The sequence below is a fragment of the Cupriavidus sp. GA3-3 genome (genome assembly GCF_000389805.1).
In the GTDB taxonomy this organism is placed as follows: Bacteria; Pseudomonadota; Gammaproteobacteria; order Burkholderiales; family Burkholderiaceae; genus Cupriavidus; species Cupriavidus necator_D.
The window spans coordinates 73,185-94,833 of sequence record NZ_KB944498.1 but is presented as its reverse complement, the minus strand read 5'-3'; the positions used below and the strand labels follow the sequence as shown (position 1 = coordinate 94,833).

Genomic DNA, 21,649 nt, shown 5'->3' with positions numbered 1-21,649 from the left:
CTCAGCCGCCCAGCGCGATAATGGCGATGGTCATGACCACGCCCAGCGCAGTCATGGCTGCGCCAGTGACCCAGCCGCCAAAGCCGGCATAGTGGCCCAGCGCCCACCCGGCGGCGAACAGCATGGCCAGGGTCAGCCCGCGCGAGATCAGTAGCGCCAGTTTGACATCGTCCAGCAGTACGAACGGCAGTGCGACCGGAAACGTGGCCAGTACAACGATAAAGAAGATGTGCACGGCACCGATCAGGTCGGCCATGTTCAGGCGGGGGCGGGGCGGCAGTGCCGGGGCGGCGGCAAGCCGTGCCCGCATGGCTTCCAGTTCCTTGTCGGTGACCAGCGACTTCGTTGCGCGAGGCAGCGCATCGCGAATCAGGCCGATCGCCGTGGCCTGGTCGTTAGCATTCCTGACGGCAAGTGCCAGGGAGATCCGCTGGCCGCGGTTCGCCAGCGTACGGATCAGGAACATGACCGCGTCCACCATGCCCCAGGCCAGGTTGCAGCCCAGCGCGGCATGCATCATGGTGCGGCTGGCATCCGGGCCACCCGTGCCGCTCGACACCGCGCCGACAAAAGTGAGCGCCATGAACAGGCCGAAGCACATCTCGGAGACGCGATCCACGACGTCCAGCACCGGCTCCCGTGTCTGAGCATCCTCCGGCGGCACGGTCGCGCCGGCATGGATCGTCGTCCTGGGTGAATCGGGCATGGCGGACTCCCGAAAGCTGCGTCGATGATCGGATGGGCGATAGGGGCTGTGCTCGTGGGAGCGAGGGCGACTGTGCCTGCCTGGCCCGTCGTCCTGTGGACAAGTATGCGCGCCAGCGGCAAATATGCCAGGCGAGCATTCCTTGATTGGCGTGATGAACCACGGTTTTCCGGGGGAGGGTAGAAAACGTGGGCAAACGCCGGGCAACAAAAAACCCAGAGAGCTTGCGCTGTCTGGGTTTCCTGGCAACTTAGGCAGTTGCTGGCCATTTGTCTGGTGGGTGGTACAGGGATTGAACCTGTGACCCCTGCCGTGTGAAGGCAGTGCTCTACCGCTGAGCTAACCACCCCTTACTGCGCCGTCGTTGCCGTCGTGCAGCGGAGAAATGAGATTATGCAGAGGTTCTTGTATCTTGTAAAGCCCTTTTTTGATTTTTGTCAGGCGGCCAGGCTTCCGGGTTCTGCCGCGGGGGCTTCCTGCCACACCGTCTTGCCGCCGCTGGCCTTGTCCAGGCCCTTGAGCAGGGCGAGATGGGCCTGCTGCTCTTCGTCCGTGGCGCGCAGCACGGGCAGGGCCAGGCGCGACAGGTCGGCCGCGGCAACCGCGCCGCCGTGGCCTGCGGTGCTGTCGTGCATGTCGATCACCAGCGAATCCTGGCCGCGCGTCATGGCCAGGTAGACCTCGGCCAGCAGCTCGGCATCCAGCAGGGCGCCGTGCAGCGTGCGGTGGGCGTTGCTGATGCCCAGGCGGTCGCACAGGGCGTCGAGCGAGTTGCGCTTGCCGGGGAACATCTGGCGGGCTTCGCGCAGGGTGTCGATCACATTGCCGGCATGCTGGCGGAACGGCGGCAGGCCCAGCAGCTGGAATTCCATGTCGAGGAAGCCCAGGTCGAACGGCGCGTTGTGGATGATCAGCTCGGCATCCTGGATGAACTCGCGGATGTCGTTGACGACTTCGGCAAAGCGGGGCTTGTCGGCCAGGAACTCGACCGTGATGCCGTGCACGGCGATCGCGCCCTCGTCGATATCGCGTTCCGGGTTGACGTAGAAGTGCAGGTGGCGCCCCGTCAGGCGGCGGTTCATCAGCTCGACGCAGCCGATTTCGATCAGGCGGTCGCCGGTGGCGGCACTCAGGCCGGTGGTTTCGGTGTCGAGAACGATTTGTCGCATGGCGGGCATTCTAGCGGAGCGGCGCGGGCGCCCCGCGGTTTCTTGTTAGCGAGAGGGATCAGCGGCCGATCGATTCGACGCCGCGGTTGGCCAGCGCGTCGGCGCGCTCATTGCCGGGGTGGCCGTTGTGGCCGCGCACCCAGTGCCAGGAGATCTGGTGCGGCTGCGCCAGGGTGTCCAGTTCCTGCCACAGGTCGGCGTTCTTGACAGGCTTCTTGTCGGCGGTCTTCCACCCCCGGGCCTTCCAGCCGGGCAGCCATTCGCTGATGCCCTTCTGGACATACTGCGAGTCGGTATAGACACGCACGACGCAGGGACGCTTGAGCGCGCGCAATGCTTCGATCACGGCGGTCATTTCCATGCGGTTGTTGGTAGTGTTGGGCTCGCCGCCGAACATTTCTTTCTCGCTGGTGCCGGCGACGAGCACCGCGCCCCAGCCGCCGCGGCCGGGATTGCCCTTGCAGGCGCCGTCGGAGTAGATCGTGACTTCTTGCATGTGATTCCATGGTGGCCACCCGCCGGGCGGGTGGCGCATTGAAGGGGGCAGGAGAAGGGCGCTGGACCGCGTCAGCGCTCTTCGCCGGGGGTCTTGCCGTGGGTGCCGGTAGGCGTGGCCACGGGCGATGACACCGGAGCCAGCGCCGGCTTGCTCTTCCAGGCCGGGCCGACCAGGCGGATATTGCGCACGCGCTTGATCGCCGAGATCATATAGACCGCGCCGAAGATCGGCCACCAGCGGTCACCGGCCTTTTCCATGAAGGCGGCGCGCTGCAGCCAGCGGTCGGTGCGGTAGGGCGGGCAGTAGCAGCCGAAGCGGCCGCGGATGATATCGAAGCCCAACAGCTTGAGCCAGTCCTTGATGCGCACGAAGCCGATCTGCTGCGCGTCCGTCGGCAGGAAGGGCGTGGCGCCGAGCCGGTTCATGCCCTGGCGCGCGCCCCACAGGCTCATCGGGTTGAAGCAGGTGACCACCACGCGCCCCTCGGGCATCAGCACCCGCGAGACCTCGCGCAGCACTTCGTGCGGGTCTTCGGCGAATTCCAGGATGTGGGGCAGGGTGACCAGGTCGATGCTCTGGGTGTCGAACGGCAGCTCGTCGAAGCGGCACAGCAGCTGGCGCGCGTCGGGATGTGCGGCGCGCGGCCCGTGCGGTCCGCTGGAAGGGTCCAGCGCCAGCGCCGAGAACGGCATCCGGTTCTCGCGCAGGGTGTCGATAAAGGGCAGGCCCAACTGGACGGCGTGGTAGCCGAAGATGTCGGTCACGATCCGGTCGTACTGCTGCGCCTCCCAGCGCAGCATGTACTCACCGGGCGGCGAGGCCAGCCAGTCTTCCCAGCTTACAATCGGATGATTGGGACGATTGGACATAGGAGCATGCGCATGTTGAAGGTTGAGCCGATCCCGGCGTTCCAGGATAACTATATCTGGGCCATCCACGACGGTCATAGCGCCGCCGTGGTCGATCCCGGCGAGGCCGCGCCGGTGGAGCGCTTCCTGGCGCAAAGCGGTCTGGCTCTGGGCGCTATTGTAATCACCCATCACCACGGCGATCACCAGGGCGGGGTAGCCGAGTTGCTGGCGGCGCACCCGCGCACCTCGTCGGGCGCGCCGATGCCGGTGCTGGGGCCCGCCGGCGAACGCATTGGCGGGCGCACCCGGGCCCTGCGCGAAGGCGATGTCGTGACGCTGGAGACGCCGGCGCTGACGCTGCGCGTGCTGGACGTGCCCGGGCACACCGCCGGCCATATCGCCTATGTGGGCGACCTGGGCGAAGCCGGCCCGGCGGTCTTCTGTGGCGATACGCTGTTTGCCAGTGGCTGCGGGCGTCTGTTCGAAGGCACGCCGGCACAGATGCTGGACTCGCTCGACAAGCTGGCGGCACTGCCGGGCGATACCCGCGTCTATTGCGCGCACGAATATACGCGCAGCAATGTGCGCTTTGCACGGGCGGTGGAACCGGCCAATGCCGCGCTGGCGGCATGGGAGCAGCGGGTCGACGCGCTGCGCGCGGCGGACCAGCCGACGCTGCCGACCACCATCGCTCATGAGCGCGAGGTCAATCCCTTCCTGCGCTCGCGCGAGCCCGCGGTGCGCGCGGCGGTGGCGGCGCAGGGCGGGGCCGCCACGGGCGATGCGCAGGCCTTCGGTGCGCTGCGCGGCTGGAAGGACAATTTCCGCTGAACCCTGCCGGGCCTTGCGCCGCAAGGCTTTCCGGCTGCCCGGCGGATACTGGCCATATGGAAAATCTGATTGACGCGATACGCGGTTTTTTTTAGCATCACGCATCCTTTTGGCGTCACGATTCGAGAACTTAATGAAAATTGGTCGATTACTGGCGGTGGTCGCGTGCGCCGCGCTGCTTGCAGCGTGCGCCAGCACCCCAACGCCGCCTGATGGCGCCAACGGCGCCGCGACCGCCCAGACCGCCAAGCGCCAGGACCCGCTCAACTCGCTCATCGACAAATCGGCGCTTTCTTCCGCATCCACGATCAATGTCGACCAGGGTGGCCTGGACTGGCTGCGCGGCCCGTCCAACGACATCTGGGATCGCATCCGGCGCGGCTTTGCCATGCAGGACCTGGAGGGCACGCTGGTCGATGACCGCACCCAGTGGTATGCGCAGCGGCCGGAATACATGGAACGGATGGTCGGGCGCTCAAGCCGCTACCTGTACCACATCGTAGAAGAGCTGGAACGGCGCAAGATGCCGACCGAGCTGGCGCTGCTGCCGTTCGTCGAGAGCGCGTTCAACCCGCAGGCGCAGTCCACCGCCAAGGCGGCGGGCATGTGGCAGTTCATCCCGAGTACCGGCAAGTCGTACAACCTGAAGCAGAACATGTTCCGTGACGAGCGCCGCGACGTGCTGGCCTCGACCGACGCCGCGCTGGACTACCTGGCGCGGCTCTACGATATGTTCGGCGACTGGCACCTGGCGCTGGCGGCTTACAACTGGGGCGAGGGCGCGGTGTCGCGCGCGATCGCACGCAACCAGGCGCGCGGGCTGCCGACCGACTACGCCAGCCTGCCCATGCCCAACGAGACGCGCTACTACGTGCCGAAGCTGCAGGCGGTCAAGAACATCATCGCCAACCCGGCTGCGTATGGCGTCAAGCTGCCCGAGATCCCGGACCACCCGTACTTTGTCACGGTGACCACCTCGCGCGATATCGACGTGAACCTGGCGGCCAAGCTGGCGGACATGTCGGTAGAGGAATTCAAGGCGCTCAATCCGTCGTTCAACCGGCCGGTGATCCTGGGCGCGTCCAACCCGCAGATCCTGCTGCCGTTCGATAACGCCGAGCGCTTCCAGTACAACCTGAACACCTACCGCGGCGGGTTGTCGAGCTGGTCGGCGGTGACGGTGGACAGCCGCGAGCGTATCGAAGCGCTGGCGGCACGGCTGAACGTCGACGCCGATACGCTGCGCGAGATCAACAGCATCCCGAAAGGCATGCGCCTGAAGGCCGGCTCGACCGTGATGATCCCGCGCTCGGGCCGCCACGACCAGGATATCAGCGCGACCCTGGCCGACAGTGCCATGCTGGCGATGGAGCCTGATTTGCCGGATGCGCGCCGCGTGGTGGTGCGTGCCGGGCGGCGCGACACCGTGGCCTCGGTGGCGCGGCGCTATGGCGTCTCGGCGGGGCAGGTGCAATCGTGGAACAAGCTCTCCGGCACCAAGTTGGTCGCCGGGCAGAGCCTGGTGCTGATGGTGCCGGTGCGCGGCGCCGGCGCGGTGCGGGCGGCGCGGGCCGAACAGGCCGACCGTGCCGAGCGCGCCGACCGTGCAGAGCGTTCCGAGCGAAGCAGCAAGGGCGGCATCGTGCGGGTCTCGGCCAAGGGCAAGGCGGGCAAGGCGGAGCCGCGCAAGCGCGTCACCGTCGAGGCGGCCTCGCGGCGCACGGCAGTCAAGGCGACGCCGGCGCGCGTGGTGCGCGAGTCCAAGCCGGGGCCGAACGTCAAGGCGTCGGCCAAGGCCGGCGCCAAGGGGGCCAAGGCCCGCTGACGAATGCGGGCGCCGGCTGGTCCGCCGCATGGCGCAAGAAGGGGCGATGCCGTCGGCACGCCCCTTTTTTCATGTGCCGGCCCCCGGGGCCCGCGCGCCCCTCTCCGAATCTGTGTCCACGCGCACCCGCGCCGGTGGCAAACTACGGTCATCATCACAATGACCGCAGACGCGGAGGAGACAGACATGACGGCAAGCCATGCCGTGCATGCCCGTTCGCTGGCCGACCCCGAGGGGTTCTGGGCCGAACAGGCGGCGCGCATCGACTGGGAAACCCCGTTCGGCCAGGTGCTCGACAACAGCCGCGCGCCCTTTACGCGCTGGTTCGTCGGCGGGCGCACCAACCTGTGCCACAACGCGGTCGACCGCCACCTGGCGGCCCGCGCCAGCCAGCCGGCGCTGCACTGGGTCTCGACCGAGACCGACCAGGCCCGCACCTTTACCTACGCCGAGCTGCACGACGAAGTCAGCCGCATGGCCGCGATCCTGCAGGGCCTGGACGTGCAGAAGGGCGACCGCGTGCTGATCTACATGCCGATGATCCCGGAAGCCGCCTTTGCCATGCTGGCCTGCGCGCGCATCGGCGCGATCCATTCGGTGGTGTTCGGCGGCTTTGCCTCGGTCAGCCTGGCCGCGCGCATCGAGGATGCCCGGCCGCGCGTGGTGGTCAGTGCCGACGCCGGCTCGCGTGCCGGCAAGGTGGTGCCCTACAAGCCGCTGCTGGACGAGGCCATCCGGCTGTCGTCGCACCAGCCCGGGAAGGTGCTGCTGGTGGACCGGCAACTGGCGCAAATGCCCCGTACCGAGGGCCGCGATGAGGACTACGCCGCCTGGCGCGAACGCGTGGCCGGCGTGCAGGTGCCGTGCGTGTGGCTGGAATCGAGCGAGCCGTCGTACGTGCTATACACCTCCGGCACCACCGGCAAGCCCAAGGGCGTGCAGCGCGATACCGGCGGCTACGCGGTGGCGCTGGCCACCTCGATGGAATACATCTTCTGCGGCAAGCCCGGCGACACCATGTTCACCGCGTCGGACATCGGCTGGGTGGTGGGGCACAGCTATATCGTCTACGGCCCGCTGCTGGCCGGCATGGCCACGCTGATGTATGAAGGCACGCCGATCCGCCCCGACGGTGGCATCCTGTGGCGGCTGGTGGAGCAATACAAGGTCAACCTGATGTTCAGCGCGCCGACCGCGATCCGCGTGCTGAAGAAGCAGGACCCGGCCTGGCTGACCCGCTACGACCTGTCCAGCCTGCGCCTGCTGTTCCTGGCCGGCGAGCCGCTGGACGAGCCCACCGCGCGCTGGATCCAGGACGGCCTGGGCAAGCCCGTGGTCGACAACTACTGGCAGACCGAATCCGGCTGGCCGATCCTCGCGATCCAGCGCGGCATCGAGGCGCTGCCGCCCAAGCTGGGCTCGCCCGGCGTGCCCGCCTACGGCTATGACCTGAAGATCGTCGACGAGAACACCGGCGCTGAATGCCCGCCGGGGCAGAAGGGTGTGGTCGCCATCGACGGCCCGCTGCCGCCGGGATGCATGAGCACGGTCTGGGGCGACGACGACCGCTTCGTGCGCACCTACTGGCAGGCGGTGCCGAACCGGCTGTGCTATTCGACCTTCGACTGGGGCGTGCGCGACGCCGACGGCTATGTTTTTATCCTGGGCCGCACCGACGACGTAATCAACGTTGCCGGCCACCGGCTGGGCACCCGCGAGATCGAGGAAAGCCTGTCGTCCAACGCTGCCGTGGCCGAGGTGGCGGTGGTGGGCGTGCAGGACGCGCTCAAGGGGCAGGTGGCGATGGCCTTCTGCATCGCCCGCGATCCGGCGCGCACGGCCACGGCCGAAGCGCGGCTGGCATTGGAGGGCGAGTTGATGAAGACGGTGGAGCAGCAACTGGGTGCCGTGGCGCGGCCGGCGCGCGTATTCTTTGTCAATGCACTGCCCAAGACCCGCTCCGGCAAGTTGCTGCGGCGCGCCATGCAGGCGGTGGCCGAAGGGCGCGATCCGGGCGACCTGACCACGATCGAGGACCCGGGTGCGCTGGAACAGTTGCAGGCAGCGCTGAAAGGCTAGATGGCGGGCTGAGGGCGTGGGATGCGGGTGCCGTGCGGGGCACTCCGCCTCCCGCCCTTGCCATCGGCCGTGATGCAGTCTAATATTTGAAGTATAAAATATTTAGACATCATCTAGATGGCGGTGTGATCCTGGGCAAAGGTGCCCGGCGCAGCCGGCAGGAGGCGACAGATGCGAGTGCTTTGTATTGGTGGTGGCCCGGCAGGCCTGTACTTCGGGCTGCTGATGAAGCTGCAGGATCCGGCCAACGAGGTCATCGTGGTCGAGCGCAACCGGCCCTACGACACCTTCGGCTGGGGCGTGGTGTTCTCTGACGCCACCATGGACAACCTGAAGCAAGCCGACCCGGTCAGCGCGGCCGAGATCAACGCGGCCTTCAACCACTGGGACGATATCGACATCCATATCGGCGGGCGCACCATCCGCTCCGGCGGCCATGGCTTTATCGGCATCGGCCGCAAGCGCCTGCTCAATATCCTGCAGGCACGCTGCGAGGCGCTGGGCGTGAAGCTGGTGTTCGAGACCGATGTGTCCGACGACCAGGCGCTGGCGATGCAATACCAGGCCGACCTGGTGATCGCCTCGGACGGCCTGAACAGCCGCATCCGCACCCGCTACGCCGACACCTTCCAGCCTGACATCGACACGCGCCAGTGCCGCTTTGTCTGGATGGGCACGCACAAGCTGTTCGACGCCTTCACCTTTGCCTTCGAGAAGACCGAGCACGGCTGGTTCCAGGCGCACGCCTACCGCTTTGACGACACCACCTCGACCTTTATCGTCGAGGCCCCGGAGTCGGTCTGGCGCGCCGCGGGCATCGAGCAGATGAGCCAGGAAGAGGGCGTGGCCTACTGCGAGCGCCTGTTCGCGCGCTACCTCGACGGCAACAAGCTGATCACCAATGCGGCGCACCTGCGCGGCTCGGCGATCTGGATCCGCTTCCCGCGCGTGATCTGCCGCCAATGGGTGCATTGGAACACCTTGCCCGACGGCCGCCGCGTGCCGGTGGTGCTGATGGGCGATGCCGCGCACACCGCGCACTTCTCGATCGGTTCGGGAACCAAGCTGGCGTTGGAAGATGCGATTGACCTGGCCGAGGAAATCCGTGGCAGGGGTCATGACGGCCTGCCCGATGCACTGTCGCGCTACGAAGCCACGCGCGGCGTGGAAGTGCTGAAGATCCAGAACGCGGCGCGCAACTCGACCGAATGGTTCGAGAACGTCGAGCGTTACGCGGGCAGCCTGCCGCCGGAGCAGTTCGCCTATTCCCTGCTGACCCGCTCGCAGCGCATCTCGCATGAGAATCTGCGCGTGCGCGATGCGGACTACGTGGCGCAGTTCGAGCACTGGCTGGCGCGGCAGGCCGGCGTGCAACCGGAAAGCCTGCAACTGCGTGAGCACCAGCCGCTGCCGCCGATGTTCACGCCGTTCCGCGTGCGCGGCGTCACGCTGAAGAATCGCGTGGTGGTGTCGCCGATGGCGATGTACTCATGCACCGACGGCGTGCCCGGCGACTTCCACCTGGTCCACCTGGGTTCGCGCGCGCTGGGCGGCGCCGGCATGGTGGTGGCGGAGATGACCTGCGTGTCGCCCGATGCGCGCATCACGCCGGGATGCCCGGGTTTGTGGAACGACGCGCAGCGCGACGCCTGGCGCCGCATCGTCGACTTCGTGCATGCCAACAGCGATGCGCGCATCGCCATGCAGATCGGCCACTCGGGCCGCAAGGGTTCGACCCAGCTCGGCTGGGAGGCAATGGACCATCCGCTGTCGGAAGGCAACTGGCCGGTGATCTCGGCCTCGCCGCTGCCCTACCTGCCGGGCGAGTCGCAGACCCCGCGCGAGATGACGCGCGCAGACATGGACCGTGTGCGCGATGACTTCGTCGCCAGCGCGCGCCGCGCCGCCGAGGCCGGCTTCGACTGGCTGGAACTGCATTGCGCGCATGGCTACCTGCTGTCGAGCTTTATCTCGCCGCTGACCAATACGCGGGAAGATGAATACGGCGGTTCGCTGGCCGCACGGCTGCGCTACCCGCTGGAGGTGTTTGCCGCGGTGCGTGAAGTGTGGCCGGAACACAAGCCGATGTCGGTGCGCATCTCGGCGCACGACTGGGTCGAAGGCGGCATCACCCCCGACGATGCGATCGAGATCGCACGCGCGTTCAAGGCCGCCGGCGCCGACATGATCGACTGCTCGTCGGGCCAGGTCAGCCCGGACCAGGCTCCGGTCTACGGCCGCATGTACCAGACTCCGTTTGCCGACCGCATCCGCAACGAGGCCGGCATCGCCACCATTGCCGTGGGCGCGATCTTCGAGGCCGACCATGTCGACTCGATCATCGCCGCGGGCCGTGCCGACCTGTGCGCGATCGCGCGGCCGCACCTGGCCAACCCGGCCTGGACGCTGCAGGAAGCGGCGCGCATCGGCTACCGCGATATCACCTGGCCCAAGCAGTACCAGGCCGGCAAGCGGCAACTTGAAACCAACCTGGAACGCGCCGCGGCGCAGGAGAAGCAGGGATGACGGGCAGCACGGGTTCATTGTCAGGGCGCCACGCGCTGGTCACCGGCGGCGGGCGCGGCATCGGCGCGGCAATCGCGCGCCGGCTGCTGGCCGACGGCGCCAGCGTGACGCTGCTGGGCCGCGATGCCGGCGCGTTGCAGGCGACTGTACAAGCGCTGCGTGAGGTCGCCCCCGCAGGCGCCGTAGTCTCCTTTGTCACGGCCGATATTGCCGATGCCGACAGCGTGGCACGCGCCTTCGCCGCCGCCGCGGAACAGTCCGGCCCGGTGTCGATGCTGGTCAACAATGCCGGCCAGGCGCACAGCGCACCGTTCCTGAAGACCGATGCCGCGCTGTGGCAGCGCATGCTGGACGTGAACCTGACCGGCACCTTCCTGTGCACGCAGGCGGCGCTGCCGGCGATGCTCGACGCGGGCTGGGGCCGTATCGTCAATGTGGCGAGCACGGCCGGCCTGATCGGCTATGGCTATGTCAGTGCCTATTGCGCGGCCAAGCATGGGGTGATCGGCCTGACGCGCGCGCTGGCGCTGGAAACCGCGGCCAAGGGCGTGACCGTCAACGCGGTCTGCCCGGGCTATACCGAAACCGACATCGTGCGCGACGCGGTGGCCAACATCGTCGGCAAGACCGGCCGCACTGAAACCGAGGCCCGCGCTGAACTGGCCGCGCGCAATCCGCAGCGCCGCCTGGTGCAGCCCGAGGAAGTGGCCGACGCCGTGGCCTGGCTGTGCCAGCCGTCCGCCGCGGCGATCACCGGCCAGGCAATCCCGGTGGCCGGCGGCGAGGTGATGGCCGGCTGACAACGACAGAACAAGGACCTGAGAGAGAACCCATGACAGAGATCGCACTCGACATGCGCCACCACAAGCGCAGCTTTGCCGGCTACCAGCCGGAGCACTTCCTGTGGTCGGTGTCCGGCGACGGCAAGGTCGGCACCGTGACGCTGAACCGGCCGGAGCGCAAGAACCCGCTGACTTTCGATTCCTACGCCGAGCTGCGCGATCTGTTCCGCGGCCTGTGCTATGCCAGCGACATCAAGGCGGTGGTGGTGACGGGCGCGGGCGGCAACTACTGCTCGGGCGGCGACGTGCACGAGATCATTGGGCCTCTCACGCGCATGACCATGCCTGAGCTGCTCGACTTCACGCGCATGACCGGCGACCTGGTCAAGGCCATGCGCGCCTGCCCGCAGCCGGTGGTGAGCGCGGTCGACGGCATCTGCGCCGGCGCCGGCGCGATGATGGCGCTGGCCTCCGACATGCGCCTGGGGACGGCGCAGGCCAAGACCGCGTTCCTGTTCACGCGCGTCGGCCTGGCCGGCGCCGACATGGGCGCGTGCACGCTGCTGCCGCGCGTGATCGGGCAGGGGCGTGCCAGCGAGCTGCTCTACACCGGCCGCTCGATGAGCGCTGAAGAGGGCCTGCAGTGGGGCTTCTTCAATGCGCTGCATCCATCCGAATCGGTGCTGGCCCAGGCGCAGACGCTGGCCGCGCAACTGGCCGCCGGCCCGACCTTTGCGCATGGTGTGACCAAGAAGCTGCTGCACCAGGAATGGAACATGGGGCTGGACGAGGCCATCGAGGCCGAGGCCGAAGCCCAGGCCATCTGCATGCAGACGCGCGACTTCCGCCGCGCCTACGAGGCCTTCGTCGCCAAGACCAAGCCGGTGTTCGAAGGGGACTGAAGCGCCATGTCCGACAAGACCTATCTCGACCTGCCGCTGTTCGACGACGCGCACCGCACACTGGAGCGCGAACTGGACGCCTGGTGCGCGCAACACCTCCATGTCGACCACGGCGATACCGACGCCGCCTGCCGCGCGCTGGTGCGCCAGCTGGGCGAGGCCGGCTGGCTGCGCTACTGCGTGCCGGCCGCGCACGGCGGCGCGCTGCCGGCGCTGGATTCGCGCTCGCTGTGCCTGCTGCGCGAGACCCTGGCGCGCCATGACGGCCTGGCCGATTTTGCCTTTGCCATGCAGGGGCTGGGCTCGGGCGCGATCTCGCTGGCCGGCAGCGATGCGCTGCGTGCGCATTACCTGCCGCGCGTGGCCCGCGGCGAGGCGATTGCCGCGTTTGCGCTGTCCGAGCCAGAGGCCGGCTCCGATGTGGCCGCCATGCAGTGCAGCGCACGGCTGTCGGACGACGGCAGCCACTATGTGATCGATGGCGCCAAGACCTGGATTTCCAACGGCGGCATTGCCGACTTCTACTGCGTGTTCGTGCGCACCGGCGAGGCGCCGGGCGCGCGCGGCATCTCCGCCTTTGTGGTGGACGCCGATACGCCGGGCCTGACCATCGCCGAGCGCATCGACGTGATGGCGCCGCACCCGCTCGCCACGCTGCGTTTCGACGACTGCCGCGTGCCCGTGGGCAACCGGCTGGGCGAGGCGGGGCAGGGCTTCAAGGTGGCGATGATGACGCTCGACATCTTCCGTGCCTCGGTCGCGGCGGCTGCGCTGGGCTTTGGCCGCGCCGCGCTTGACGACGCTCTGGCGCGCGCCTGCGCGCGCCCGATGTTCGGCGGCGTGCTGGCCGACCTGCAGCTGACCCAGGCCGCCATCGGCGACATGGCCACCGCGATCGACGCCGCGGCGCTGCTGACCTACCGCGCGGCCTGGCTGCGCGATGTCAAGGGCCAGCGCACCACGCGCGAGGCGGCCATGGCCAAGATGGTGGCGACCGAGAACGCACAGCAGGTGATCGACCGTGCGGTGCAGATGTTCGGCGGCCTGGGCGTCAAGGTCGGCACGCGGGTGGAAAGCCTGTACCGCGAGATCCGCTCGCTGCGCATCTATGAAGGCGCCACCGAAGTGCAGAAGCTGATCATTGCGCGCGAGACGCTGGCCGGGCGCAAAGCCTGACGCCCCCGCGTGCCACCCACGAACTGCCGTACCGATACAGAGCAGACAGGAGACAAGCCATGGCGACCACAGCCCACCTCGATACCTTCGCGCGCGACCGCCTGCCGCCGCCCGATATGTGGCCGGTGTTCCGCTTCAATGACGATACCGACTACCCTGAGCGGATGAATGCCGCGGTGGAGCTGGTAGACCGCCACGTGCGCGAAGGCCGCGGCGAGCGCATCGCCATCCGCCATCGCCGCGACGGACAGATCGAGACGGTCACGTATGCGCAGCTGGCGGCGCTGGTGAACCGCATCGCCCATGTGCTGGTCGAGGACATGCAGCTGGTGCCCGGCAATCGCGTGCTGCTGCGCGGGCCCAACAACCTGATGATGGCCGCCAGCTGGCTGGCCACGCTCAAGGCGGGCCTGGTCGCGGTGCCGACCATGCCGCTGCTGCGCGCCAAGGAACTGAAGCAGATCATCGACAAGGCCCAGGTCGGCGCCGCGCTGTGCGATGCGCGGCTGCGCGAGGAACTCGATGCCAACCAGCAGGCGGGCGGCGAATTCCACTGCCCGAGCCTGGCGCGCACGCTGTACTTCAACGGTGAAGGCGAGGGTTCGCTGGAGGCGGCGATGGCGGGCAAGCCGGATGCCTTCGAGGCCTGCGACACCGCCAGCGACGACGTCTGCCTGATCGCCTTTACCAGCGGCACCACCGGCCAGCCCAAGGGCACCATGCACTTCCATCGCGACGTGCTGGCCATGTGCGACCTGTTCCCGCGCCACGTGCTACGCCCGCAGCCCGACGACGTGTTCTGCGGCACACCGCCGATCGCGTTCACCTTCGGGCTGGGCGGCATGCTGTGTTTCCCGCTGCGCATCGGCGCCAGCGCCGTGCTGGCCGAGAAGCTGACGCCAGAGACGCTGCTCGGGCTGATCCAGGATTTCCGCGCCACCATCGTCTTTACCGCCCCGACCTTCTACCGGCAGATGGCAGCGCTGGCGCCGCGCTACGACCTGTCCAGCCTGAAGAAGAGCGTGTCGGCCGGCGAAGCCCTGCCGGACGCCACGCGCCAGAGCTGGAAGGCGGCCACCGGCATCGAGATGACCGACGGCATCGGCGGCACGGAGATGATGCATATCTTTATCTCCAGCGCCGGCGCCGAGGTCAGGCCGGGCGCGATCGGGCGCGTGGTGCCGGGCTATGTCGTGCAGATCGTCGACGAGAACATGCAGCCCCTGCCGCCGGGGCAGGTCGGCAAGCTCGCGGTGCAGGGGCCAACCGGCTGCCGCTACCTGGACGATCCGCGCCAGTCCAACTATGTGAAGGCGGGCTGGAACCTGCCGGGTGATACCTTTTTCGTTGACGAGGACGGCTACTACTTCTACCAGGCGCGTTCGGACGACATGATCATCTCGGCCGGCTACAACATCGCCGGGCCGGAGGTGGAAAGCGCACTGATGCAGCACGAGGCAGTGGCCGAATGCGGTGTGGTCGGCGCGCCCGACGACGGGCGCGGCCAGGTGGTGATGGCCTATGTGGTGCTGCGCGAGGGCGTGGCGGCGGACGACGCTACCCGCACCGCGCTGCAGGACTACGTGAAGCGCCAGATCGCGCCCTACAAGTATCCGCGCCGTATTGTGTTCGTGCCGGCGCTGCCGCGCACCGAGACCGGCAAGCTGCAGCGCTTCCGGCTGCGGCAGATGGCGGAGCAGGGCAATGGCGGCGGCAATGGCGGCGTCAACCAGGCGGGGAAGCCATGAGCCCCGTGTTCCGCAGCACCGTCCTGGTGCGCTTCAAGCACTGCGACGCCGCGGGCATCGTGTTCTACCCGCGCTATTTCGAGATGCTCAACGACCTGATCGAAGACTGGTTCAGCGAGGCGCTGGGCTGGCCCTTCGACGCCATGCATGGCGAGGGCCGAACTGGCGTGCCGACCGCCGAGCTGGAGTGCCGCTTCCTGGCTCCGAGCCGGCTGGGCGAGGTGCTGACGCGGGAACTGCGCGTGCTGAAGCTGGGCCAGTCCAGCTTTACCCTCGCGATCCGCTTCGCCGGCCCGCATGACGATACCCGCATGGAAGTGACGCAGCGGCTGGTCTGCGTCGATACCGGCTCGATTGCTCCGCAGCCGCTGCCCGATGCCGTGCGCGAGGCCATGTCGGCCTACCTGGTCGCGACGGCCTGAATCCCCGAATTCCATTCACTCATACAGATAATCAACAGGAAAACGCATCATGAACATCCTGCAGCCGCCCGACTGGGCGCCTCCGCGTGGCTACGCCAACGGCACCATGACCGAAATGCAGGTCGGCAGCCGCCTCCTCTTTGTCAGCGGCCAGATCGGCTGGACCGGCAAATGTGAATTCGAGACCGACGACTTCGGCCTGCAGGTGGCGCAGGCGCTGCGCAACGTGGTTGCCGTGCTGGCGGCCGGAGACGCGCTGCCCGAGCATATCGTGCGCATGACCTGGTATGTGAAGGACAAGGCGGAATATGTCGGCGCCTATGGGGCGATCGGCCAGCATTACCGGGCCATCATCGGCCGCCACTTCCCGGCGATGACGGCGGTCGAGGTTGCGGACCTGGTGGAGCCGCGCGCCAAGGTGGAAATCGAGGTCACGGCGGTCGTGCCGCCGCGGGCGTAACGTAGCAGGCACAGGGCAGGACGGTGGCCGGCGGCGTGGCGCCGCCGCTGCCTGCCGCGTGCAAGTCCTTGAAAACTTGAGAAATTGGGTGGCGCGGGATATAATTCGAAAGTTTCGCTTTCAGAACCCTTCACCCTAGCGCCTACCGCTTTCCACCTTCCGCCGCCCCCAGCCGCGCCGCCTTTGTTGTCCGCATTCAATGTGACGCAAGGAGCATGTCGCAACCGGATCCGACCGCATCGGCGCAATGCCGCTGCCGCCGTCACGGATCCAGCCTGGGAGGCACGAGGCGTCGATTGGTCGGTCACGGGGTGAGTCCAGCAGGAGCCTACCCGTGTTACCGTCTTTTCCGTCCGCCATTCTCGCGCTTGCAGACGGCACGGTCTTTCGTGGCTATTCCATTGGCGCTTCCGGCCATACCATCGGTGAAGTGGTGTTCAACACCGCCATCACCGGTTACCAGGAAATCCTCACCGACCCGAGTTACTCCCGGCAGATCGTCACGCTGACGTATCCGCATATCGGTAACTACGGGGTCAATCCTGAGGATGTCGAAGCCACGAAAGTCCATGCCGCCGGCCTGATCATCAAGGATCTGCCGATCCTGGCCTCGAACTTCCGCAAGGAGCACACCCTTGCCCACTACCTGAAGCAGGAAAAGGTGGTGGCCATCGCCGGCATCGATACGCGCAAGCTGACGCGTATCCTGCGTGAAAAGGGTGCCCAGAACGGCTGCATCCTGGCCGGCGAAGACAATGTCCAGAAGGCCATCGACCTGGCCCGCTCGTTCCCCGGCCTGGCCGGCATGGACCTGGCCAAGGTAGTCTCGGTCAAGGAACCGTACGAGTGGACCCAGTCCGAATGGAAGCTGGGCGAAGGCTACGGCAAGCAGGACCAGCCGCAATTCCACGTGGTCGCCTATGACTACGGCGTCAAGTACAACATCCTGCGCATGCTGGCCGAGCGCGGCTGCAAGGTCACGGTGCTGCCCGCGCAGGCGAGCGCCGCCGACGCGCTGGCGCTGAATCCGGACGGCGTGTTCCTGTCCAACGGCCCCGGTGACCCCGAGCCGTGCGACTATGCCATCGCCGCCACGCGCGAGTTCATCGAGCGCGGCATCCCGACCTTCGGCATCTGCCTGGGCCACCAGATCATGGCGCTGGCAGTAGGCGCCAAGACCCTGAAGATGAAGTTCGGCCACCATGGCGCCAACCACCCGGTCAAGGACCTGGACGATGGCCGCGTGGTGATCACGTCGCAGAACCACGGCTTCGCGGTCGATGCGGACACGCTGCCGTCGAATGTGCGCGTGACGCACAAGTCGCTGTTCGACGGTTCGCTGCAGGGTTTCGCGCTGACCGACAAGCCGGCCTTCTGCTTCCAGGGCCATCCGGAGGCGTCGCCCGGTCCGAACGACGTGGCTTACCTGTTCGACCGCTTCATCAAGCTGATGACGGACGCGCGCAAGTAAGCGGGCAAGAAGAACAGCGCAGACCTCAGGGACATCCCATGAACGCCTTCATGCATACCGCTTTCGGCATCACCGATTTCTGGACCTATGTGCTGGGCACGATCTTTATCGTGCTGCTGCCGGGGCCGAACTCGATGTACGTGCTGTCGGTGGCGGCGCAGCGCGGCGTGCGCGCCGGCTACAAGGGCGCGTGCGGGGTGTTCCTGGGCGACTTCGTGCTGATGGTGCTGTCGGCGGCGGGCGTGGCCTCGCTGCTCAAGGCCAGCCCGGCGCTGTTCTACGTGGTGAAGTACGTCGGCGCGGCCTACCTGGCGTGGATTGGTTTCAGCATGCTGCGCGGCGCGCTGCGCAACTGGGCCGCATGCGGCGATGCCGCCGCCACCGCGCCGGTTAGCAAGGCCGACCAGTCCGACCCGTTCCGCAAGGCGTTGCTGATCAGCCTGCTGAACCCGAAGGCGATCCTGTTCTTCATCTCGTTCTTCATCCAGTTTGTCGACCCGGCCTTCGCTTACCCGGTGCTGTCGTTCTCCGTGCTGGGCCTGGTCGCCCAGTTCTGCAGCTTTGCCTACCTGACCACGATCATCTTCGTGGGCGCGAAGCTGGCCGACGCATTCCGGCGCCGCCGGCGCCTGTCGGCGGGCATGTCGAGCGGGGTGGGCGCGATGTTCATCGGCTTCGGCGCCAAGCTGGCGACGGCCACGATGAACTGAGCAAGACGATATTTTTGAATCCTGACGGATTCCCTGATTACCGGCGCGGTCCGCAGGCAAGGCGGGCCGGCCCATAAAGAGAGCGTGCAATGCCAAAACGCACAGACATCAAGAGCATCCTGATTATCGGCGCGGGCCCCATCATCATCGGCCAGGCGTGCGAGTTCGACTACTCCGGCGCCCAGGCCTGCAAGGCGCTGCGCGAGGAAGGCTTCAAGGTCATCCTGGTCAATTCGAACCCGGCGACCATCATGACCGACCCCAACACGGCCGATGTGACCTACATCGAGCCGATCACCTGGGAAGTGGTCGAGCGCATCATCGAGAAGGAGCGCCCGGACGCGATCCTGCCGACCATGGGCGGCCAGACCGCGCTGAACTGCGCGCTGGACCTGCACCGTCACGGCGTGCTGGACAAGTACAAGGTCGAGCTGATCGGCGCCTCGCCGGAAGCCATCGACAAGGCCGAGGACCGCCAGAAGTTCAAGGACGCCATGACCAAGATCGGTCTGGGTTCGGCCAAGTCGGGCATCGCCCACTCGATGGACGAAGCCATGGCCGTGCAGTCGCGCATTGCCCAGGAAACCGGCACCGGCGGCTACCCGATCGTGATCCGCCCGTCGTTCACGCTGGGCGGCAGCGGCGGCGGCATCGCCTACAACCGCGAAGAATTCGAAGAGATCTGCAAGCGCGGCCTGGACCTGTCGCCGACGCGCGAGCTGCTGATCGAAGAATCGCTGCTGGGCTGGAAAGAGTATGAGATGGAAGTCGTCCGCGACAAGAAGGACAACTGCATCATCATCTGCTCGATCGAGAACCTGGACCCGATGGGCATCCACACCGGCGACTCGATCACCGTCGCTCCGGCGCAGACCCTGACCGACAAGGAATACCAGATCCTGCGCAACGCGTCGCTGGCCGTGCTGCGCGAGATCGGTGTCGACACCGGCGGCTCCAACGTGCAGTTCTCGATCAACCCGAAGGACGGTCGCATGATCGTCATCGAGATGAACCCGCGGGTGTCGCGTTCGTCGGCGCTGGCCTCCAAGGCCACCGGCTTCCCGATCGCCAAGGTCGCGGCCAAGCTGGCCGTGGGCTACACGCTGGACGAGCTGAAGAACGAGATCACCGGCGGCGCGACCCCGGCCTCGTTCGAGCCGTCGATCGACTACGTGGTCACCAAGGTGCCGCGTTTCGCGTTTGAGAAATTCCCGCAGGCCGACAGCCACCTGACCACCCAGATGAAGTCGGTGGGCGAGGTGATGGCGATGGGCCGCACCTTCCAGGAATCGTTCCAGAAGGCCCTGCGCGGCCTGGAAGTGGGCGTCGACGGCCTGGACGAAAAGTCGACGGACCGTGACGAGGTCGTCGAGGAAATCGGCGAAGCCGGCCCCGACCGCATCTGGTACGTGGGCGACGCCTTCCGCCTGGGCATGTCGCTGGAAGAGGTCTATGCCGAGACCGACATCGACCCGTGGTTCCTGGCCCAGATCGAAGACATCATCAAGACCGAAGGCCTGGTCAAGGCGCGCACGCTGGAAAGCCTGTCGACCGCCGAGCTGCGCTTCCTGAAGCAGAAGGGCTTCTCCGACCGCCGCCTGGCCAAGCTGCTGAAGACCGACGCCAAGGCCGTGCGCGAAGCGCGCATCGCCCAGAACGTGCGCCCGGTCTACAAGCGCGTGGACACCTGCGCGGCCGAGTTCGCCACCAACACCGCCTACATGTACTCGACCTACGAGGCCGAGCATGGCGAGTGCGAGGCGCAGCCGACCGACAAGAAGAAGATCATGGTGCTGGGCGGCGGCCCGAACCGGATCGGCCAGGGCATCGAGTTCGACTACTGCTGCGTGCACGCCGCGCTGGCGCTGCGCGAAGACGGGTACGAGACCATCATGGTCAACTGTAACCCGGAAACCGTGTCGACCGACTATGACACCTCGGACCGCCTGTACTTCGAGCCGCTGACGCTCGAAGACGTGCTGGAGATCGTCGCGCTCGAGAAGCCGGTCGGCGTGATCGTGCAGTACGGCGGCCAGACCCCGCTGAAGCTGGCGCTGGACCTGGAAGCCAACGGCGTGCCCATCATCGGCACCAGCCCCGACATGATCGACGCGGCCGAGGACCGCGAGCGCTTCCAGAAGCTGCTGCAGGAACTGGGCCTGCGCCAGCCGCCCAACCGCACCGCGCGTGCCGAGGACGAAGCGCTGCGCCTGGCCGAAGAAATCGGCTACCCGCTGGTGGTGCGCCCGTCGTACGTGCTGGGCGGCCGCGCCATGGAAATCGTGCATGAGCCGCGCGACCTCGAGCGCTACATGCGCGAGGCCGTCAAGGTCTCGAACGATTCCCCGGTGCTGCTGGACCGCTTCCTGAACGACGCCATCGAGTGCGACGTCGATGCCATCTCCGACGGCAAGCGCGTCTTCATCGGCGGCGTGATGGAGCACATCGAGCAGGCTGGCGTGCACTCGGGCGACTCCGCGTGCTCGCTGCCGCCGTACTCGCTGTCGGCCGAGACCGTGGCTGAACTGAAGCGCCAGACCGCCGCGATGGCCAAGGCGCTGAACGTGATCGGCCTGATGAACGTGCAGTTCGCGATCCAGCAGAACGACGGCGTCGATACCGTCTACGTGCTGGAAGTGAACCCGCGCGCCTCGCGCACCGTGCCGTACGTGTCCAAGGCCACCGGCTTGCAGTTGGCCAAGATCGCCGCGCGCTGCATGGCGGGCCAGTCGCTGGACGAGCAGGGTATCGGCGAAGAAGTCATCCCGCCGTACTACAGCGTCAAGGAAGCGGTGTTCCCGTTCAACAAGTTCCCGGGCGTCGATCCGGTCCTCGGACCTGAAATGCGCTCGACCGGCGAAGTGATGGGCGTGGGCAAGGCCTTCGGCGAGGCGCTGTTCAAGAGCCAGCTGGCCGCGGGTTCGCGCCTGCCGGAGAAGGGCACCGTGCTGATCACCGTGAAGGACAGCGACAAGCCGCGCGCCGTTGGCGTGGCACGCATGCTGCACGACATGGGCTACCCGATCGTTGCCACCCGCGGCACCGCGTCGGCCATCGAGGCCGCCGGCATCCCGGTCAAGACCGTCAACAAGGTCAAGGACGGCCGTCCGCATATCGTGGACATGATCAAGAACGGCGAACTGGCGCTGGTGTTCACCACCGTGGACGAAACCCGCACCGCGATTGCCGATTCGCGCTCGATCCGGACCTCGGCGCTGGCCCACCGCATTCCTTACTACACCACCATCGCCGGCGCCCGCGCCGCGGTGGAGGGCCTGAAGCACATGCAGAGCCTGGAGGTCTACGACCTGCAGAGCCTGCACGCCTCGCTGGCCTGAAGCCCCGCAGGTAAGGCAAGCGGCACATCGCCACTGGCCGGGCGCATTGCGCCCGGTCAAGGCCAGGAAGCCCGCCGGAGTTGCTGCCGGCGGGCTTCCTGGCCTAAACTACGTCAAATTCGCCGATCGATGCGGCGTGCCCGCATTCGGTCCT

At 67.1% G+C, this 21,649-nt stretch carries 17 protein-coding genes and 1 tRNA gene; 13 read left to right on the top strand and 5 right to left on the bottom strand.

Annotated features, from left to right (window positions below; all coding sequences use genetic code 11):
* Window position 1: 1 nt before the first annotated feature.
* From C265_RS23835 to C265_RS23815, 5 genes are all read right to left on the bottom strand, one after another.
* On the bottom strand, window positions 2-706 hold the full coding sequence (locus C265_RS23835; RefSeq protein ID WP_010814336.1) for a membrane protein: 705 nt from the start codon (window positions 704-706) through the stop codon (window positions 2-4).
* A gap of 274 nt (window positions 707-980) precedes the next feature.
* A tRNA-Val gene (locus C265_RS23830) sits at window positions 981-1,055 on the bottom strand.
* A gap of 88 nt (window positions 1,056-1,143) precedes the next feature.
* Complete coding sequence (gene dnaQ, locus C265_RS23825; RefSeq protein ID WP_011615667.1) at window positions 1,144-1,884, bottom strand: DNA polymerase III subunit epsilon; 741 nt, start codon at window positions 1,882-1,884, stop codon at window positions 1,144-1,146.
* Between the two features lie 49 nt (window positions 1,885-1,933).
* On the bottom strand, window positions 1,934-2,371 hold the full coding sequence (gene rnhA / locus C265_RS23820; RefSeq protein WP_010814334.1) for a ribonuclease HI: 438 nt from the start codon (window positions 2,369-2,371) through the stop codon (window positions 1,934-1,936).
* 71 nt (window positions 2,372-2,442) lie between these two features.
* Window positions 2,443-3,243 carry a methyltransferase domain-containing protein gene (locus tag C265_RS23815; protein ID WP_010814333.1) on the bottom strand — a complete coding sequence of 267 codons (801 nt, stop codon included), beginning with the start codon at window positions 3,241-3,243 and terminating at the stop codon, window positions 2,443-2,445.
* A gap of 12 nt (window positions 3,244-3,255) precedes the next feature.
* Here C265_RS23815 and gloB point away from each other — a divergent pair, with 12 nt between their 5' ends.
* The 13 genes from gloB (at window position 3,256) to carB (ending at window position 21,495) form a co-directional block, all read left to right on the top strand.
* Complete coding sequence (gene gloB, locus C265_RS23810) at window positions 3,256-4,056, top strand: hydroxyacylglutathione hydrolase (RefSeq protein WP_010814332.1); 801 nt, start codon at window positions 3,256-3,258, stop codon at window positions 4,054-4,056.
* Window positions 4,057-4,189: 133 nt separating this feature from the next.
* On the top strand, window positions 4,190-5,881 hold the full coding sequence (locus tag C265_RS23805) for a transglycosylase SLT domain-containing protein (protein ID WP_037025174.1): 1,692 nt from the start codon (window positions 4,190-4,192) through the stop codon (window positions 5,879-5,881).
* Between the two features lie 186 nt (window positions 5,882-6,067).
* Complete coding sequence (locus tag C265_RS23800; RefSeq protein ID WP_010814330.1) at window positions 6,068-7,960, top strand: propionate--CoA ligase; 1,893 nt, start codon at window positions 6,068-6,070, stop codon at window positions 7,958-7,960.
* 171 nt (window positions 7,961-8,131) lie between these two features.
* On the top strand, window positions 8,132-10,486 hold the full coding sequence (locus C265_RS23795; protein WP_010814329.1) for a bifunctional salicylyl-CoA 5-hydroxylase/oxidoreductase: 2,355 nt from the start codon (window positions 8,132-8,134) through the stop codon (window positions 10,484-10,486).
* Window positions 10,483-11,286, top strand: coding sequence for an SDR family NAD(P)-dependent oxidoreductase (locus C265_RS23790; protein ID WP_010814328.1), 804 nt, complete (start codon window positions 10,483-10,485; stop codon window positions 11,284-11,286). Before C265_RS23795 ends, C265_RS23790 begins: the two co-directional genes overlap by 4 nt.
* A 32-nt stretch (window positions 11,287-11,318) precedes the next feature.
* Complete coding sequence (locus C265_RS23785) at window positions 11,319-12,170, top strand: enoyl-CoA hydratase family protein (protein WP_010814327.1); 852 nt, start codon at window positions 11,319-11,321, stop codon at window positions 12,168-12,170.
* 6 nt (window positions 12,171-12,176) lie between these two features.
* The gene (locus tag C265_RS23780; protein WP_010814326.1) at window positions 12,177-13,346 is read left to right on the top strand and encodes an acyl-CoA dehydrogenase family protein; all 1,170 of its coding nucleotides are present in this window, start codon (window positions 12,177-12,179) and stop codon (window positions 13,344-13,346) included.
* Between the two features lie 59 nt (window positions 13,347-13,405).
* On the top strand, window positions 13,406-15,094 hold the full coding sequence (locus tag C265_RS23775; protein WP_010814325.1) for an AMP-binding protein: 1,689 nt from the start codon (window positions 13,406-13,408) through the stop codon (window positions 15,092-15,094).
* On the top strand, window positions 15,091-15,516 hold the full coding sequence (locus tag C265_RS23770) for a thioesterase family protein (protein WP_010814324.1): 426 nt from the start codon (window positions 15,091-15,093) through the stop codon (window positions 15,514-15,516). Before C265_RS23775 ends, C265_RS23770 begins: the two co-directional genes overlap by 4 nt.
* Before the next feature lie 49 nt (window positions 15,517-15,565).
* Complete coding sequence (locus tag C265_RS23765) at window positions 15,566-15,976, top strand: RidA family protein (RefSeq protein ID WP_010814323.1); 411 nt, start codon at window positions 15,566-15,568, stop codon at window positions 15,974-15,976.
* A 334-nt stretch (window positions 15,977-16,310) separates the two neighbouring features.
* On the top strand, window positions 16,311-17,447 hold the full coding sequence (gene carA / locus C265_RS23760) for a glutamine-hydrolyzing carbamoyl-phosphate synthase small subunit (protein ID WP_010814322.1): 1,137 nt from the start codon (window positions 16,311-16,313) through the stop codon (window positions 17,445-17,447).
* A 38-nt stretch (window positions 17,448-17,485) separates the two neighbouring features.
* On the top strand, window positions 17,486-18,157 hold the full coding sequence (gene leuE / locus C265_RS23755) for a leucine efflux protein LeuE (RefSeq protein WP_010814321.1): 672 nt from the start codon (window positions 17,486-17,488) through the stop codon (window positions 18,155-18,157).
* An 89-nt stretch (window positions 18,158-18,246) separates the two neighbouring features.
* The gene (carB, locus tag C265_RS23750; protein WP_010814320.1) at window positions 18,247-21,495 is read left to right on the top strand and encodes a carbamoyl-phosphate synthase large subunit; all 3,249 of its coding nucleotides are present in this window, start codon (window positions 18,247-18,249) and stop codon (window positions 21,493-21,495) included.
* Window positions 21,496-21,649 lie beyond the last annotated feature (154 nt).

Excerpts from the sequence above, each read along its gene's own strand:
- C265_RS23835 (WP_010814336.1), bottom strand. The coding sequence starts at position 706 with ATGCCCGATTCACCCAGGACGACGATCCATGCCGGCGCGACCGTGCCG.
- dnaQ (WP_011615667.1), bottom strand. The coding sequence starts at position 1,884 with ATGCCCGCCATGCGACAAATCGTTCTCGACACCGAAACCACCGGCCTG.
- rnhA (WP_010814334.1), bottom strand. The coding sequence starts at position 2,371 with ATGCAAGAAGTCACGATCTACTCCGACGGCGCCTGCAAGGGCAATCCC.
- C265_RS23815 (WP_010814333.1), bottom strand. The coding sequence starts at position 3,243 with ATGTCCAATCGTCCCAATCATCCGATTGTAAGCTGGGAAGACTGGCTG.
- gloB (WP_010814332.1), top strand. The coding sequence starts at position 3,256 with ATGTTGAAGGTTGAGCCGATCCCGGCGTTCCAGGATAACTATATCTGG.
- C265_RS23805 (WP_037025174.1), top strand. The coding sequence starts at position 4,190 with ATGAAAATTGGTCGATTACTGGCGGTGGTCGCGTGCGCCGCGCTGCTT.
- C265_RS23800 (WP_010814330.1), top strand. The coding sequence starts at position 6,068 with ATGACGGCAAGCCATGCCGTGCATGCCCGTTCGCTGGCCGACCCCGAG.
- C265_RS23795 (WP_010814329.1), top strand. The coding sequence starts at position 8,132 with ATGCGAGTGCTTTGTATTGGTGGTGGCCCGGCAGGCCTGTACTTCGGG.
- C265_RS23790 (WP_010814328.1), top strand. The coding sequence starts at position 10,483 with ATGACGGGCAGCACGGGTTCATTGTCAGGGCGCCACGCGCTGGTCACC.
- C265_RS23785 (WP_010814327.1), top strand. The coding sequence starts at position 11,319 with ATGACAGAGATCGCACTCGACATGCGCCACCACAAGCGCAGCTTTGCC.
- C265_RS23780 (WP_010814326.1), top strand. The coding sequence starts at position 12,177 with ATGTCCGACAAGACCTATCTCGACCTGCCGCTGTTCGACGACGCGCAC.
- C265_RS23775 (WP_010814325.1), top strand. The coding sequence starts at position 13,406 with ATGGCGACCACAGCCCACCTCGATACCTTCGCGCGCGACCGCCTGCCG.
- C265_RS23770 (WP_010814324.1), top strand. The coding sequence starts at position 15,091 with ATGAGCCCCGTGTTCCGCAGCACCGTCCTGGTGCGCTTCAAGCACTGC.
- C265_RS23765 (WP_010814323.1), top strand. The coding sequence starts at position 15,566 with ATGAACATCCTGCAGCCGCCCGACTGGGCGCCTCCGCGTGGCTACGCC.
- leuE (WP_010814321.1), top strand. The coding sequence starts at position 17,486 with ATGAACGCCTTCATGCATACCGCTTTCGGCATCACCGATTTCTGGACC.
- carB (WP_010814320.1), top strand. The coding sequence starts at position 18,247 with ATGCCAAAACGCACAGACATCAAGAGCATCCTGATTATCGGCGCGGGC.